The following is a 15879-nucleotide window of genomic DNA, read 5'->3' as shown; positions in this document are numbered from 1 at the left end:
CCCCCAAAAGTTTCAATTAATCATTGTTCAATAAATGTTTGATATTATGCAATAAAGTTCTTTTGTTTCAGTGTAGAACGTTACATCAAACAATGTTTGACCTACATCAATTTTTGAAACTAAGATACGACGAAAAAAGGAGAATAAAGCGCTGGGTACAAAAAAACGGCCCGAAAGCCGCTTTTTAGAAAAATTGTTAGGGGATTCGCAAGCGGGTTTAGAATGTTACCTTGAAGTTCATACCAACAAACTGAGAATCGTATTTTGCGCCAGCGTCGTAAGCGAACTTAGCGGCGTCTTGATTATCCCACCAAGGGTTAGTATTCAGGTTAACTTCTGCGTCGCCGCCCCAAGCATCACTAACCCAGTAGTGGATGTGGCCTACGGGGTTAAGGAAAAATAGCGAAACATCACCCATTATCTCTGAGCCCATCACTTCGCCGCCAGAAGCAACGATATCTTGCTCTGCGTCTAACATTAGCTCACCAACAACCGCGCCGAAGAAAGGTGTGACAAACAGATCTTGCCATGATGGCACTTCAGCAAAGGCTTCTACGCCGTATTCCCAAAAGAATGTTGACATTGTCCAAGAGTATAAGAAAGATTCAAATTCATCGTAACCAGCATGTCGAGCTGCGGTGTAGTAAATACCGCCAAAATATGGGTGCATAACGTAGTTTAGGAAGTGCTCATCGCGATCCCATACCGGGCCTTTGGAAACGTTATCCTTCCATTTTTTACCTAGAGCACTGATATCACGTTGGTCATCATCCCATTTAGTGATACTTTCAGGCAACAGAGTCATTAGACCTACGGTTGCGACACTTAAGCCAAGGATCGTGTAGGTTTGACCCATAAGGTAATCCCAATCTCTATCATCACTCACCGTAAGATAGATTGGTTGTTTGTCAATCGTTAGGTCGTACTGATCACTTGATTCACTTAGAGCATAGTTATTGTTTGGCTTGTAGGTGTACAAGTTTTGATTAACACAGTAATCTTGAGTACATTCATCCGTGTAAGAAAGGTTGATTGGTTGGTCGAAGTCATATTGACTTGCAACCGAGTTAACTGAGAGCAGTATTGAAAGTGCAGCAGTAACCTTTGTTAGTAACGGTGATTTGGCCACAAGGGTCTCCATGATATGTTAATAATTGATCAGAATCACAATTATCTATTAAATACCTAATTTAGGGAACTAATAATTACCCCATTCTTTTAAGAAAATCTTAGGTTTAAAATTATTAATATTGGTGAAAAGGTAACATATCTCTAATTTTACCGTAGACCAGTTTACTTATAACGCCGTGTCTTAAAGGGCAGCAAGGGATATAAATATGACAAAAATCGCAATGTTAAGTACTGGTGAAGAAGTTCTTCATGGAGACATTGTCGACACAAACGCGGCTTGGATGTCTGCTGAGTTTTACCAGAATGGTTTTGCTCTTGCTAAGCGTTCTACGGTCGGTGATCAAATGAATACCCTGGTTGAAGAGCTGTTAATGCTGAGCTTTAACTACGATGTGATTATCGTCAATGGAGGGTTGGGGCCGACCACGGATGACATGAGCGCTGCCGCCGCTGCTGCTGCTTCCGATCAGAAATTGGTCATGTTCCCTCAATGGTTGGCTCGTATGGAAGAGATGTTCTCGGGTCGTGGCGTGCCGATGCCTGATAGTAACCTCAAACAGGCCTTGTTGCCGGCAAGTGCTGAGATCGTTGATAATCCAGTCGGTACTGCCTGTGGCTTTAAGCTGAAAATCAATGATGCAACGTTCTATTTTACGCCTGGTGTTCCGAGCGAATTTAAGCGTATGATAACGTTTGAGATCCTTCCTGATTTAGCTCGCACTTACCCTCAAGTGATTGCTTCTGAGTGCAGTCGTCTCTTTACCTTTGGTTTATCTGAATCGGGAATCTCTGATGTGTTGGATGAATTGAAGCTGCCTGAAGGGTATGAGTTGGGTTACCGCTCTTATTTGCCGTTCATTGAGGTAAAACTGTTTGGACCTAAGTCTGGCTTGGAAACTCGCGTCAAGTTATTACAAATGGTGTTTAAACTGTTAGAAAAAAATGTAGTAAGTGTCGATGAGCCGATGATTGATCGTATTGGTCACATTATGGCGGTGAGAAAAAATACCTTATCGGTCTCTGAAGTGTCAACCAAAGGTGCGTTATCAGCTTGGTTACAATCGAATGAACAGATTGAAGATTGTTTTGGGCACTCTTGGGTCATGGCCGAGCCAAAAGAGACGGAACTAGAAAAGAGTGATCCATTGGCCGCTACTTTTGCACTGGCCGGTGCCACAAGAGAAAAATGCGGCACTGAATTAGCGTTGGTTACGGGTAAGTTAGACGGTAGTACGTTCAGCGTTGCACTGTCGAGCGAAGCGGGCGAGTGGGGGCAGGTACTTGAGTTTTACCGCCAATACAATCGCGAAGATGCACGTACTATTATTAAAACGGTCGCGGCAGATATGCTAAGAAGACACTTAGACAATAAGCCCATGTTTGGTGATTACTCTTCATTAAAACGAGTGAAAGATATGTTTATTCCTTCGGCTAATATTAAGTAAATGTCTCTTTGGGCTCACTAAACGATTCAGCTTCAACGGAATAAATAAAAAGGCCTCACATCAATATGATTGTGAGGCCTTTTTCATTTTCAGCAGCTTTGAATAACAACAACGTTAAAGAGCCGAGATATCAAAGAAAAAGTAAGCTAGGCGCGCTTCTGCTTACTCCGATGAATCACATTGCTCAGCGATAAGTCAGTTTTTGCTTTGCAGATGCATGGCAAAATCTCATCGACTTGGGTGTAAGCCATAGCAAAACCAACGTACTCGACCTCACCAGAATCCAACGTGCAGCGGCAAGCGCCACAGTGACCATCTCGGCAGTTGTATTCTGGCTCTAAGCCCGCTTGTTCCATTGTTTCCAACAGAGTGTTTGAAGGGTTAGATTCAATTGAAGTCAGCTTGTTGATTTTGATTGTTGGCATTACAGCTCAAATCCTTCAAAGTCGTCAGCTTTTACTTCGTTGTCGATTTGGCCAACTAGGTAAGAACTGATTTCTGCTTCTTGTGGAGCAACTTGAACGTTGTCTGAAGACAACCAAGCGTTGATCCATGGAATTGGGTTCGACGTTGCTTCTGGATAAGCCGTCCCTAAGCCAACCGCCTGCATACGGATGTTGGTAATGTATTCTACGTATTGGCAAAGAATGTCTTTGTTCAAACCAATCATTGAGCCATCTTTGAATAGGTATTCTGCCCACTCTTTCTCTTGCTCAGCCGCTTGCTTGAATAAGTCGAAACACTCTTGCTTGCACTCTTCTGCAATCTGCATGAATGCGAAGTCGTCTTGGCCGTTACGCAGTAAGTTGATCATGTGCTGAGTGCCTGTAAGGTGGAGTGCTTCATCACGAGCGATTAGCTTGATGATCTTCGCGTTACCTTCCATTAGCTCACGCTCAGCGAATGCAAATGAACATGCAAAACTTACGTAGAAACGAATCGCTTCTAGAGCGTTTACAGACATTAGACATAGGTAAAGTTTCTTCTTCAGATCATGAAGTGAAATCTTAACGTCTTCGCCGTTGATGTTGTGGTTGCCTTCACCGTAGCGGTGGTAGTCAGCCGTGAGCTTGATGAGATCGTCGTAGTAGAAAGCAATGTCTTTCGCGCGCTTCAGGATCTCTTCGTTTTCAACGATGTCGTCGAATACTACGCCTGGATCATTCACGATGTTACGGATGATGTGCGTGTAAGAACGAGAGTGAATCGTTTCAGAGAAAGACCAAGTCTCAATCCAAGTTTCTACTTCTGGTAGAGATACCAATGGAAGTAGGGCAACGTTAGGGCTGCGGCCTTGGATAGAATCTAGAAGCGTTTGGTACTTCAAGTTAGAGATGAAGATGTGCTTTTCATGCTCAGGAAGCTTGTTGTAGTCGATACGGTCGCTAGACACGTCTACTTCTTCTGGACGCCAGAAGAAAGAAAGCTGCTTCTCGATTAGCTTTTCGAAGATTTCGAATTTTTGTTGGTCGTAACGTGCAACGTTTACCGACTGACCCAAGAACATTGGTTCTTTTAGTTGGTCATTTTTTTGCTGAGAAAAAGTACTGTAAGCCATAAATGCCTCAAATCTTTTAAAGACCCGTAATAAAACGAACCCTGTTAATGCTTTAAACCCAGAGAAGATAACTTCTCTGGGGTCTTAATGTTGATTGTGGTTTAGATCTTACAACCGCCGCCTTCACAATCTTCTTCCGGCACTTGAACGGCATCGCCTTGGTCGTCTTTAGCACCATCGCGAGTGTTATGATAGTAAAGCGTTTTAACACCGTACTTGTACGCGGTGAGTAGATCTTGAAGCAGCTGTTTCATTGGTACTTTACCGCTGTCGTAAACACTTGGATCATAGTTAGTGTTTGCAGAGATAGCTTGGTCAACGAATTTTTGCATGATACCCACTAAGTGCAAGTAACCGTCGTTCGTACCAATGTTCCAAAGCAGTTCGTAGTTCTCTTTAAGATTTAGGAAATCTGGAACTACTTGCTTTAGGATACCGTCTTTCGATGCTTTCACTGATACGTAACCACGTGGTGGCTCGATACCGTTAGTCGCGTTCGAGATTTGAGACGAAGTCTCAGAAGGCATAAGCGCTGTTAGCGTAGAGTTACGCAGACCGTGCTCCATGATCTCTTCACGTAGAGAATCCCAATCGTAATGCAGTGGCTCTTCACATACTAAGTCGATATCTTTTTTATAAGTATCGATTGGCAGTAGGCCTTTCGCGTAGTTGGTCTCGTGGAAAGATGGGCAACGACCTTGCTCTTTCGCGAGTTCAACAGATGCTTTTAGCAAGTGGTATTGAATTGCTTCAAAAGTACGGTGAGTCAGGCCATTCGCGCTGCCATCAGAGTACTTAACACCATTCTTCGCTAGGTAGTATGCGTAGTTGATTACACCGACACCTAAAGTACGACGGTTCATGGTCGATTTGTAGGCTGCTGGAAGCGGGTAGTCTTGGTAATCCAGCAGTGCATCTAGCGCACGAACAACCAGTTCAGAAAGCTCTGCTAGGTCGTCCAGTTCATTGATTGCGCCAAGGTTGAATGCTGAAAGCGTACACAGTGCAATTTCGCCTTCGTCATCTTCTACGTTAGAAAGCGGCTTAGTAGGAAGCGCGATTTCTAGACACAGGTTCGATTGACGAACAGGTGCGACTTCAGAGTCAAACGGGCTGTGCGTATTACAGTGGTCAACGTTCTGAATGTAGATACGGCCAGTAGAAGCGCGCTCTTGCATTAGCAGAGAGAAAAGCTCAACCGCTTTAACTGTTTCACGCTTCACTGAAGGATCGTTTTCGTACTTAACGTATAGCGCTTCAAAACGATCTTGGTTTTCGAAGAACGCATCATAAAGGCCTGGTACGTCTGAAGGTGAGAACAGGCTGATGTTACCACCTTGAACTAGGCGAGAGTACATAAGCTTGTTCAGCTGTACGCCGTAATCCATGTGACGAACACGGTTCTCCTCAACGCCGCGGTTGTTTTTCAGAACGAGCAGAGACTGAACTTCACCGTGCCATAGTGGGTAGAACACGGTTGCAGCACCACCACGAACACCGCCTTGAGAACAACATTTTACGGCTGTTTGGAAGTATTTGTAGAAAGGGATACAGCCCGTGTGGAACGCTTCACCATTACGGATTTCAGAACCTAGCGCACGGATACGACCTGCGTTGATACCAATACCAGCACGTTGAGACACGTAACGAACAATTGAGCTTGCCGTTGCGTTGATTGAATCAAGGCTGTCACCACACTCGATCAGTACACAAGAACTGAATTGACGAGTAGGCGTACGTACACCAGACATGATCGGTGTAGGCAGAGAAATCTTAAACGTAGACGATGCGTCGTAAAAACGTTTGATGTAATCAAGACGAGTCGATTTCGGGTACTTCGCGAACAGACACGCAGCAACTAAAATGTAAAGGAACTGAGCACTCTCGTAGATCTCTTTTGTTACACGGTTTTGCACGAAGTATTTACCTTCAAGTTGCTTAACCGCTGCGTAAGAAAAGTTTAAGTCACGCTTATGGTCGATGTACGCGTCAAGCTCTTCGAATTCCGCTTTCGTGTAGTCTTCCATTAGGTGGCTATCGTATTTACCCATATCAACCAGTTTTGCTACGTGGTCATACAGTGCTGGCGGCTCGTATTCGCCGTACGCTTTTTTACGTAGGTGGAATACAGATAGACGTGCTGCTAGATATTGGTAATCCGGAGTCTCTTCAGAGATTAAATCCGCAGCTGACTTGATGATAGTTTCATGAATGTCAGTCGTGGTGATGCCATCGTAAAATTGAATGTGAGCTTTCAATTCGACTTGTGATACAGAAACATTGTGCAAGCCTTCAGCTGCCCATGTGATCACGCGATGGATTTTCTCTAAATCGATCGTTTCTTTGCGCCCGTTACGCTTGGTAACAGTAAGTTGTTGGTTCATTCTGCTTAATTTCCCTAACAAAACTGAACAAGGCCGTGTTTTTGTGTATTTAGATGTAATTCTTGTAAATTACAGGTCGGCTTTGTGATCTTGGTCTACCTATATATTGTAGTTCAAACACAACATATAGGGGTCATTTGTTTGTTGGGTTACAAGATAGTGCTACAAGCGAATTTTTTCAAGGTAAAGAAAGGGGGAGTGCTTGTGGATAAGTGGTGGATTGAAAAAAACTGTAAGTAATCACTAACTGAGGAAGATAGATGTCACTTGATTGTGTAAAAGTTGGCTTTTGGTGATGCTTTATTTTTGCATGCTTATAAAAAAAAATCTCTTGATCTTTGGACAAAATGGAAGACGGATTTTAGGCGGTTAAATTTAAATCAGATGGCGAAAAAGGAAGCAAGAAAATGAAGTTAAGACTGAAAAAAGGTTGCAAAATTATCTTATTTGCAACCTTTTTTATTGGCCTTTCTTAGAAAAAACGTCCATCAGTGATAACGATGTTTAATCTGCGAAATTTTGTGTATGGACGATGTAGTTTACGTCAACATTTAACCCTAAGCGATAAGTGTCCGTTAAAGGGTTATAGTGCAGTCCAGTGATGCCGAGTTCTTGTAGAGGTGTATTATCAATCATCTTGATGAGTTCAGCGGGTCGAATGAATTTGTCGTGGTCATGAGTACCTTCTGGGACAATTTTCAGTAGTTTCTCGGCTCCAACAATAGCAAAAAGATAAGACTTAAAGTTGCGGTTCAAAGTAGAGAAGAATACATGGCCTTCCGGCTTAACCAATTTTGAACAAGCCGAGATAACCGACTGTGGGTCAGGAACGTGTTCCAACATTTCCATGCATGTCACTACATCGTAAGTGTGTGGATTTTGTTTTGCATGATCTTCAATGGTGCTCTGGATGTAATCGAGTTTGGTGCCAGTTTCCAATGCGTGAAGGCGTGCTACTTCTAGCGGTTCTTTACCCATGTCTAGGCCAGTCACTATCGCGCCTTCAACCGCCATGCTTTCCGCTAAAATGCCGCCACCGCAACCAACATCAAGTACTTTTTTACCAAATAAACCTTCGGCTTTTTCTAGCACGTAATTTAGTCGCAGTGGGTTGATTTGATGTAGGGGTTTAAACTCACCCTCAAGATCCCACCAGCGTGACGCCATGTCTTCGAATTTTTTGATTTCTGCTGGGTCTACATTCTGTGATTTAGTCATAATCGGCATTTCCAAGTTAAATAATGCATCCATGAAGTGGCAAGCATTATAACTTGCCTTTTCCTGCTGACCAGAAGATCTACAATTTTGCGAGTTTATTGGATGTAAAGTGACCATGTTTCAGCAAGATATGATACGGAGATGCAATTTCTCATCAATTGATTGGCTACAAGGGTCACAAGATGGTAAAAGGAGAGGGAAAGTGATGCCTCCGTAGGTAAATTTGTGTTATATTTTTCGGTCTTATACGTATTCAAAAATACGATCTGACTATAGAGGGAAAATGGCTCTATGAGCGATCTAGCGAAAGAGATCACGCCCGTAAATATTGAAGATGAGCTTAGAGGTTCATACCTAGACTACGCGATGTCCGTCATCGTTGGTCGTGCCCTTCCAGATGTGCGTGATGGCCTAAAACCAGTACACCGCCGCGTTTTGTTCGCGATGAATGTACTAGGAAATGATTGGAACAAACCATATAAAAAATCTGCTCGTGTAGTAGGTGATGTGATCGGTAAATACCACCCGCATGGTGATAGTGCGGTATACGATACTATTGTTCGTATGGCTCAACCGTTCTCGCTGCGTTACATGCTAGTTGATGGCCAAGGTAACTTTGGTTCTATCGATGGCGACTCCGCGGCTGCAATGCGTTATACCGAAGTTCGTATGGCGAAAATTGCGCACGAACTACTGGCTGACCTTGATAAGGAAACTGTGGATTACGTACCGAACTACGATGGTACAGAACAAATTCCAGCAGTACTTCCTACCAAAATTCCTAACCTATTGGTAAACGGTGCTTCCGGTATCGCAGTAGGTATGGCTACCAACATCCCACCCCATAACCTGGGTGAAGTTGTTGATGGCTGTTTGGCTTACATCAATAATGAAGAGATCACGATTGATGAGCTAATGGACTACATTCCTGGTCCTGATTTCCCAACAGCAGCGCTTATCAGTGGTCGTAAAGGCATCGTTGATGCTTATAAGACTGGCCGCGGTAAAGTTTACATGCGTTCAAAAGCGAATATTGAAGTAGAGAAAAATGGTAAAGAAACCATTATCGTTACTGAGATTCCTTACCAAGTAAACAAAGCTCGTTTGATCGAGAAGATTGCTGAACTGGTTAAAGATAAGAAAGTAGAAGGCATCAGTGCACTGCGTGACGAATCTGACAAAGATGGTATGCGTATTGTTATTGAATGTAAGCGTGATGCAGTAGGCGAAGTGGTTCTAAACAACCTATACGCTCAAACTCAACTGCAAACGACTTTCGGTATCAACATGGTTGCGTTGAACAACGGTCAACCACAGTTGTTCAACATCAAAGACATGCTTAAGTGCTTCGTAGACCACCGTCGCGAAGTTGTGACACGTCGTACTATCTTCGAACTGAAGAAAGCACGTGACCGTGCACACATCCTTGAAGCTCTGTCTCTAGCACTGGCTAACATCGACGAAATCATTGAGCTTATCCGTAACGCTCCAACACCGGCTGAAGCAAAAGCTGGCCTAGTTGCACGCGGTTGGGATCTTGGTAACGTTGCTTCAATGCTTGAGCGTGCTGGTACTGATGCGGCTCGTCCTGATTGGTTAGAAGACCAATACGGCATCCGCGATGGCCAATACTTCCTAACGGAAACACAAGCACAAGCGATTCTAGAACTTCGTCTTCACCGCCTAACTGGCCTTGAGCACGAGAAGATTCTAGACGAGTACAAAGCACTGCTAGAAGAAATCGCTGAGCTAATGCACATTCTTGCAAGCACTGAGCGTTTGATGGAAGTTATCCGTGAAGAACTTGAAGCGGTACGTGAAATCTATGGCGACGCGCGTCGTACAGAAATCACAGCGGCAGTTCATGACATCGACATGGAAGAGCTGATTGCTCAAGAAGACGTTGTAGTGACGCTTTCTAACGCAGGTTATGTTAAGTACCAAATCCTCAGCGACTACGAGTCTCAACGTCGTGGTGGTAAAGGTAAGAGTGCAACTAAGATGAAAGATGAAGATTACATTGAGCGTCTGCTTGTTGCTAATACTCACGATAATATCTTATGTTTCTCTACGCGTGGTAAAACATACCGTCTGAAAGTTTACCAACTACCATTAGCAAGTCGTACTGCTCGTGGTAAGCCTATCGTTAACATTCTTCCTCTAGAAGATGGTGAACGTATTACGGCTATCTTGCCTGTTTCTGAGTTCTCTGCCGAGAAATTCATCTTCATGGCAACGGGTGACGGTACAGTTAAGAAGACATCACTGGACCAATTCGCAAACGTACGAGCTAACGGCCTAATCGCAGTTAACCTACGTGACGACGATTCACTGATTGGCGTTGATATCACTAACGGTGATAGCGATATCATGCTGTTCTCTAAATCGGGCAAAGTTGTTCGCTTTAACGAGGACAAAGTACGTGCAATGGGCCGTACTGCCGCGGGTGTTCGTGGTATGAAGCTTCCAGAAGACGATCAAGTAGTTTCACTGATTGTTCCTTCTAACGAAGGTGATATCCTAACTGTGACTGAAAACGGTTACGGTAAGCGTACTGAGCTAGCAGAATACCCAACGAAAGGCCGTGCAACGCAAGGTGTAGTCTCTATCAAAGTCTCTGAACGTAATGGCCCAGTTGTTGGCGCTGTTCAAGTTGAAGAAGGCGATGAAATGATGATGATCACCGACGCAGGTACGCTAGTACGTACTCGCGTAGCGGAAGTCAGCCAAGTTGGTCGTAACACTCAAGGTGTAACACTGATTCGTACTGCTGAAGACGAGAATGTTGTAGGTCTACAACGTATCGACGAAGTAGAAGAAGCTGAGATTGTAGAAGGCGAAGCTGAAGCTGAAACTATTAACGCTGACGTTGCTGAATCAAGTGAAGAGCAAGCATCAGATGCTTCTGACTCTGAAAGTGATAGCGAGCAAGATACAGAGTAATCTCGATTACGCTAAGTAATTAAGCTTACCATTGAAAAAACCGAGCCTTAGCGCTCGGTTTTTTATTACTTGAGCGTTTGTTTGATGTGTTGAACGGCCATTAAATTTTATGGCTTATGGCTTATGGCTTATGGCTTATGGCTTATGGCTTATGGCTTTCCTGCATTTCCACAAAACCACCGGCATTATGAATGTTGGTAAATCCCTGATGTTTAAGAAATTGATAAGCTTTTTCAGAGCGATTTCCACTACGGCAATATAATACGATCGCTCGATCTTTATCTTTATTAGAAAAATGTTGTGATAACTTTGACAGAGGGACGTTTATGGCATTATTTAGATGCCCAACTTCAAACTCTGCGGGTGTCCTTACATCAACCACTAGCGCGCCAGTCTCTATTAATGTCCAACCTATGTCAGCGCGTTCAGATGCTTGAAGCGCTGAGCAGAATAGTGCAACGCACAGTGTTAAGAGTGAAGGTAAGGTTTTCATTGTGGTTCCTTAAAGTGCTGTTGGGTGAAAAGGGCAAACATCAAATGGGTGGAATGGTGTGGCCTTTTCTTAATCCTGTTCTATCCCATTAAGCCAGTATTCTCTATTCAGATATATATCGACGTCCTTCAACTTAAAATTGAAATAGTTCAAATTATTGATCTGTTGATCTTGAATCAACTATTTATATCTTTATCATTAGAATATTGGAAAGAAGTCATAAAAATGACGTATTGCTGTTTACCAATTGACCTGTATTTTGTACCATATAAAAGATTGTTAAGGCTAAGCACTGTTATATAAGGATGTATTTATGGACAAGGTAATCTTAAATTTAAAAAAAGAGTTCCATACTCATGTCCAATCTGATAACTGGGCAGAAAAATACAGTGCTAAGTCGAGCATTTCGACTCTTACTCCTGAAGAGTTGGCAGAATTAGAGAACGCTTGGGTTCAACTTGTGATTTGGAAGCGAACTCAAACAAGTTAATCGTTCTGTACAAGTGTTCTTTTAAGCGTAAATGATTAATTTATAACCCCATATTGACTATTTCAATGTGGGGTTTTTTCTTACCTGAAAAATTATTGTTATAATATAACAATTTGTGCGCGGTCAACCTTGAAAAAAATGGTTAACAGCCTCATAGTGTCTATCATTAGATAGTTTGCTACAAAATATTGCCTAGAGATATCATGTAGTATCGTTAAATAAAATGAATTTTCAAGTGAGTATAGCTATGGCGGAAGTGCGTGCCAGAATAGATTTTAAAGTTGGAGCAACAAGCAGCATTGATGCTGAGCTGCTGTCTTTTCGTGGGTTGAAAACAGATAAAGAGCATGTTGCTGTGATATTTAAGTCCGCAGATAAGACACAAGACATACCCCTTGTTCGTATGCATTCTGAATGCCTTACTGGTGATGTTTTCCATTCGTCTCGATGCGATTGCGGCGAGCAGCTCGATGAAACCATTAGAATGATGGGCGAAACCGGTGGGATAATTTTGTACTTGCGTCAAGAAGGTCGTGGTATTGGTCTGTATAATAAAATCGATGCGTACCGTCTGCAAAGCGAAGGTATGAATACCTACGAAGCGAATAACCATCTTGGTTTTGGCGACGATTTACGTGATTTTACGGAAGCAGCAGAAATGCTACGCGCTTTAGGGACCACGAAAATTCGTTTAGTAACCAACAACCCTAAAAAGATCAACGAGCTGAAATCCTTTGGTATTGAGATTGAAGAAGTCGTGAATACCTCCGCTCATATTAAGTCGGGTAACGAAAGCTACCTAAGGGCGAAAGTCTCACACGGTAAGCACAACCTGGATATTTGATTCGCCTACTTTGTTGTGCTCAACCCAAGCCTTATGAAAAATCCAGTCCGCAATTATTGGTCCAGTGGGTTAACCGTTGGAGTTCAATCTGATTTTTAAAGCCGCTTAAAAATAACACGCTTACTCCTATTTCTTTGCCATACTTATTGGATGGTTGGTGATGGAGTTAAGCATGTTCGCGAAATACTTCTGTGGATTGCTAGTTTTAGTTTCTGTGCATACATGGGGCTACACGAGTTCTGACAAGGACCGATTTATTCCGGCTGATTCAGAACTCTCTTTTATGCTGATTTATCCAGAACTCACTCAGAGTATTTATCAAGACTCTTCGTTGCCTATTTTGTGGGACTCTCCTGAGCTTGTTAAGGCGTTTGAATTCCAATTGTCGCTTCTAGAACAAGCGCAGATGGCACCGCTTTTTGAACGACAGCTCAGGCAGATCCGTCAGTATCAATCTCGTAAGCAGTGGCAAGAGTTGGATATATTACTCACCGATACCTTCATCTATTATCTGAGTTACGTTGAGAGTGCACCAATAGCCGGTAAGGCGTGGTACTTCTCAGGTCAGTTACACTCTAAACTGCCTGCACCTTCACCTCATATTCTCATGAGACTAAAAAGTAGTGTTGCCAATGATTATCTATTGGAGATGGTACTGTCTTACGCACCACCGGTTGGAGACTTTGACCGATTTAAAGCGACCTATTCTGTTTTAAACACCGCGTCTAAGATGGATGTTGAACAATATCGGCAGAAAAGCTTAAAACGTTTGGGTGATAAGCTTTCAGACAAAGTGACTTTGGTTGAGCGTATTGCCTTGGTCGGCGTTGATACCTCGATGATCGCGCTCGATTCCCCTGAGTTCGATCGTGATCTTCAAACGGCGATTAAATCTTTCCAACGCATGCATGGTCTTACGGATGACGGGATCATCGGGCCAGATACGATCAAATGGATCAATATGGGTTTTGATGATCGGTTGAGCTCTTTGGCTCTGAACGCAGAACGTGTTCGCTTGTGGCCGAGAGAAAGAGATTCTCTGATCGTTGTCAACGTTCCCGGTTTTGACCTGAAGTATTGGGAAGATGGTGAAGAGGTGTTTGAGTCCAAAGTCGTGGTAGGCAGAAAGTCGCGAAAAACCCCACTATTAGAGGTTAAACTCGATTCGGTTATTCTAAACCCGACTTGGAATGTGCCATGGAAAATCATGGTCAAGGACATTTTGCCTAAGGTAAAAGAGGATGCAAGCTATCTTGATACACATAATTTCCAAGTGATAGATGGTTGGCGCTCTACGAAAACCGTCGACACGAAAGAGATCAATTGGCAAACCATCAATTTCAATTCGTTCCCGTATCGAATGCGTCAAAGGGCCGGCTCTGGTAATGCATTAGGGCTGTATAAATTCAACACGCCCAATGCACGTGCGATCTATCTTCACGATACTCCCAGTAAAGGTCTGTTTAATGACGATTTTCGTGCTTATAGCTCAGGTTGCATACGTGTTGAGCATGCAGAAGAGCTGGCTGAGTTGTTGTTTGCCACCAAAGTAAGGAAGGTACCGAAACCAAATGATGACCTCGCTCCGAATACAAAGGTTCGTCTGAAGGAGCGGATTCCAGTACACATCATTTATCAAACGGTGTTGTTTGAAGAAGGAGGGATACAGTACCGTGGCGATATTTACCACTACGATAAAGAGGGGGGATAATCAATAATGGTGATCTTGACCAAAAAATGACACTCCAGTTTCTATTGATAAAATTATAATGTGTATCAATAACTAACCGTGTAAAGGTTACAAATACTAACCTTTTTGAAATGTTTTGTACGTTGACGCAGCAAATGACATTATGTATCGTGCATTTTTTGTTCGATTTAACGGGTTTTGTTGCTGTATGTCTCAAGGTTTATTTTCTCGCCGTCAGTTTCTGACTTACGCTGGTGGCACCGCTGTTGTCGCCTCATTCACGCCTTCTATCGCTTTTGCTTCATACCCAGATAAACTAAGAACGATCAGTATGAACAATCTACACACAGGTGAAAGATTAGAAACCTGCTATTTCGATGGCACTCATTATGTGGGTGATGAGATGGCTCGACTAAGCAAACTGTGTCGAGATTTCCGTCGTAATGAAATTCACCCAATGGACAAGAAATTGTTTGACCAGATCACTCAAATTCAAAATGCTTTAGGTATTCAAAAAGAAGTTCAGATCATTTCAGGTTACCGCTCTCCAGCGACAAATGAAGCGTTACGTGCTAAGTCGAATGGTGTTGCGAAAAAGAGCTACCATATGTTGGGTAGAGCGATCGATTTCCGTATTGATGGCGTTAATCTAAAGGAATTAAGAGACGTAGCCAAAAGCTTGAACGCAGGCGGTGTGGGCTATTATGCGCGTAGCAACTTTATCCATATTGATACTGGTCCAGTTCGCAGCTGGTAGATCAGGGCCGGGTTCCTATACAAATCGGTAGGCACTTGTCAAAGTAGACATCCAATGTCATAGTTTGCTCCAATTTCAGTTTGTCCTAATAATTCGGTTTGCTTTAATAATCTGATTTATCACCAATAGCTTGGCTTGTTTCCAATAGCAAAGTGATATTCTATGTTGTAAACCAGATTCGCTCTCTAAGGTTTGTGTATGTCTCTTAAGTATCAAGTTGTACCTGTAACGTCATTTTCTCAAAACTGCTCGATTGTGTGGTGTGATGAAACCATGGAAGGCATTGTTGTCGATCCCGGTGGTGATATTCAGCAACTAGCCGCGATCATTGAAGAGCTAGGTGTTAAAGTGGTGGACTTGGTATTGACGCACGGTCACCTAGATCACGTTGGCGGCACGGTACCACTTGCTGAGATCTTGAAAGTCAATATTGTTGGTCCCCATAAGGCGGATAACTTTTGGCTTCAAGGTCTAGAGAATCAAAGCCAAATGTTTGGGTTCCCACTGTGTAAAGCTTTCGAACCGAATACTTGGTTAGAAGAAGGTGACAAAGTGACGTTTGGTAATCAAGTCATCGATGTGATTCACACTCCGGGCCATACTCCAGGTCACGTTGTGCTTTACAGTGAGCAAGCACGTCTCGCTTTTGTCGGTGATGTACTGTTTAACGGCGCAATTGGTCGTGCTGACTTCCCTCAAGGTGATTTCAACACGCTGATCGATTCAATCAAAACTAAGCTTTGGCCACTAGGCAATGACGTAACCTTTGTTCCTGGCCATGGTCCTGAATCGACATTTGGTCGCGAGCGCGCATCAAATCCGTTCGTAGCGGACGAAATGCCTCTATACTGATTAAGCCTTTGATTGACATACGATTATTCGTGTTGTGATTAATTGAAATGAAGCTTAGCTTGTGTTCTGAAAGT

General features: G+C 43.1%; 13 protein-coding genes. 7 read left to right on the top strand and 6 right to left on the bottom strand.

What is annotated here, in order from left to right; genetic code table 11:
- Nucleotides 1-217 precede the first annotated feature (217 nt).
- Nucleotides 218-1129 carry a DUF3943 domain-containing protein gene (locus tag OCU36_RS08025; protein WP_261837524.1) on the bottom strand — a complete coding sequence of 304 codons (912 nt, stop codon included), beginning with the start codon at nt 1127-1129 and terminating at the stop codon, nt 218-220.
- A 208-nt stretch (nt 1130-1337) separates the two neighbouring features.
- On the opposite strand from OCU36_RS08025, the gene OCU36_RS08020 reads away from it, so the two are divergent.
- Entirely contained in the window at nt 1338-2576 is a 1239-nt protein-coding gene (locus OCU36_RS08020; protein ID WP_261837523.1) for a CinA family nicotinamide mononucleotide deamidase-related protein, read from the top strand.
- A 146-nt stretch (nt 2577-2722) separates the two neighbouring features.
- Here OCU36_RS08020 and yfaE read toward each other — a convergent pair whose 3' ends face one another.
- The 4 genes from yfaE to ubiG all read right to left on the bottom strand — a co-directional run bounded on the left by yfaE (nt 2723) and on the right by ubiG (nt 7769).
- On the bottom strand, nt 2723-3001 hold the full coding sequence (gene yfaE, locus OCU36_RS08015; RefSeq protein WP_261837522.1) for a class I ribonucleotide reductase maintenance protein YfaE: 279 nt from the start codon (nt 2999-3001) through the stop codon (nt 2723-2725).
- Complete coding sequence (nrdB, locus tag OCU36_RS08010) at nt 3001-4134, bottom strand: class Ia ribonucleoside-diphosphate reductase subunit beta (protein ID WP_261837521.1); 1134 nt, start codon at nt 4132-4134, stop codon at nt 3001-3003. Before nrdB ends, yfaE begins: the two co-directional genes overlap by 1 nt.
- A gap of 101 nt (nt 4135-4235) precedes the next feature.
- Nucleotides 4236-6518, bottom strand: coding sequence for a class 1a ribonucleoside-diphosphate reductase subunit alpha (gene nrdA, locus OCU36_RS08005; RefSeq protein ID WP_261837520.1), 2283 nt, complete (start codon nt 6516-6518; stop codon nt 4236-4238).
- Nucleotides 6519-7022: 504 nt separating this feature from the next.
- Nucleotides 7023-7769: a bifunctional 2-polyprenyl-6-hydroxyphenol methylase/3-demethylubiquinol 3-O-methyltransferase UbiG gene (ubiG, locus tag OCU36_RS08000; protein ID WP_261837519.1), complete on the bottom strand. Its 747-nt coding sequence runs from the start codon at nt 7767-7769 to the stop codon at nt 7023-7025.
- Nucleotides 7770-8027: 258 nt separating this feature from the next.
- On the opposite strand from ubiG, the gene gyrA reads away from it, so the two are divergent.
- Nucleotides 8028-10679, top strand: coding sequence for a DNA topoisomerase (ATP-hydrolyzing) subunit A (gene gyrA / locus OCU36_RS07995; RefSeq protein ID WP_261837518.1), 2652 nt, complete (start codon nt 8028-8030; stop codon nt 10677-10679).
- Between the two features lie 142 nt (nt 10680-10821).
- Here gyrA and OCU36_RS07990 read toward each other — a convergent pair whose 3' ends face one another.
- Nucleotides 10822-11172 carry a rhodanese-like domain-containing protein gene (locus tag OCU36_RS07990; RefSeq protein ID WP_261837517.1) on the bottom strand — a complete coding sequence of 117 codons (351 nt, stop codon included), beginning with the start codon at nt 11170-11172 and terminating at the stop codon, nt 10822-10824.
- A gap of 313 nt (nt 11173-11485) precedes the next feature.
- Between OCU36_RS07990 and OCU36_RS07985 the strand changes: the two genes are divergently transcribed.
- The 5 genes from OCU36_RS07985 (at nt 11486) to OCU36_RS07965 (ending at nt 15805) form a co-directional block, all read left to right on the top strand.
- Entirely contained in the window at nt 11486-11662 is a 177-nt protein-coding gene (locus OCU36_RS07985; protein ID WP_261837516.1) for a hypothetical protein, read from the top strand.
- A gap of 247 nt (nt 11663-11909) precedes the next feature.
- On the top strand, nt 11910-12506 hold the full coding sequence (locus tag OCU36_RS07980; protein ID WP_261839714.1) for a GTP cyclohydrolase II: 597 nt from the start codon (nt 11910-11912) through the stop codon (nt 12504-12506).
- A gap of 172 nt (nt 12507-12678) precedes the next feature.
- On the top strand, nt 12679-14217 hold the full coding sequence (locus tag OCU36_RS07975) for a L,D-transpeptidase family protein (RefSeq protein ID WP_261837515.1): 1539 nt from the start codon (nt 12679-12681) through the stop codon (nt 14215-14217).
- A 187-nt stretch (nt 14218-14404) separates the two neighbouring features.
- On the top strand, nt 14405-14953 hold the full coding sequence (locus OCU36_RS07970) for a DUF882 domain-containing protein (protein ID WP_261837514.1): 549 nt from the start codon (nt 14405-14407) through the stop codon (nt 14951-14953).
- Between the two features lie 198 nt (nt 14954-15151).
- Nucleotides 15152-15805: an MBL fold metallo-hydrolase gene (locus OCU36_RS07965; RefSeq protein ID WP_261837513.1), complete on the top strand. Its 654-nt coding sequence runs from the start codon at nt 15152-15154 to the stop codon at nt 15803-15805.
- Nucleotides 15806-15879 lie beyond the last annotated feature (74 nt).

Origin of the sequence: Vibrio artabrorum (assembly GCF_024347295.1) — a bacterium.
GTDB classification, from domain to species: domain Bacteria; phylum Pseudomonadota; class Gammaproteobacteria; order Enterobacterales; family Vibrionaceae; genus Vibrio; species Vibrio artabrorum.
Note: the sequence above shows the minus strand (reverse complement) of the source record. Positions and strands in the feature narration are given on the sequence as shown.

What these genes read in the sequence shown, in the direction of transcription:
- gyrA (WP_261837518.1), top strand. Translation starts at nt 8,028, where the DNA reads ATGAGCGATCTAGCGAAAGAGATCACGCCCGTAAATATTGAAGATGAG.
- OCU36_RS07965 (WP_261837513.1), top strand. Translation starts at nt 15,152, where the DNA reads ATGTCTCTTAAGTATCAAGTTGTACCTGTAACGTCATTTTCTCAAAAC.
- OCU36_RS07990 (WP_261837517.1), bottom strand. Translation starts at nt 11,172, where the DNA reads ATGAAAACCTTACCTTCACTCTTAACACTGTGCGTTGCACTATTCTGC.
- OCU36_RS07970 (WP_261837514.1), top strand. Translation starts at nt 14,405, where the DNA reads ATGTCTCAAGGTTTATTTTCTCGCCGTCAGTTTCTGACTTACGCTGGT.
- OCU36_RS07975 (WP_261837515.1), top strand. Translation starts at nt 12,679, where the DNA reads ATGTTCGCGAAATACTTCTGTGGATTGCTAGTTTTAGTTTCTGTGCAT.
- ubiG (WP_261837519.1), bottom strand. Translation starts at nt 7,769, where the DNA reads ATGGATGCATTATTTAACTTGGAAATGCCGATTATGACTAAATCACAG.
- OCU36_RS08020 (WP_261837523.1), top strand. Translation starts at nt 1,338, where the DNA reads ATGACAAAAATCGCAATGTTAAGTACTGGTGAAGAAGTTCTTCATGGA.
- yfaE (WP_261837522.1), bottom strand. Translation starts at nt 3,001, where the DNA reads ATGCCAACAATCAAAATCAACAAGCTGACTTCAATTGAATCTAACCCT.
- nrdA (WP_261837520.1), bottom strand. Translation starts at nt 6,518, where the DNA reads ATGAACCAACAACTTACTGTTACCAAGCGTAACGGGCGCAAAGAAACG.
- nrdB (WP_261837521.1), bottom strand. Translation starts at nt 4,134, where the DNA reads ATGGCTTACAGTACTTTTTCTCAGCAAAAAAATGACCAACTAAAAGAA.
- OCU36_RS07980 (WP_261839714.1), top strand. Translation starts at nt 11,910, where the DNA reads ATGGCGGAAGTGCGTGCCAGAATAGATTTTAAAGTTGGAGCAACAAGC.
- OCU36_RS07985 (WP_261837516.1), top strand. Translation starts at nt 11,486, where the DNA reads ATGGACAAGGTAATCTTAAATTTAAAAAAAGAGTTCCATACTCATGTC.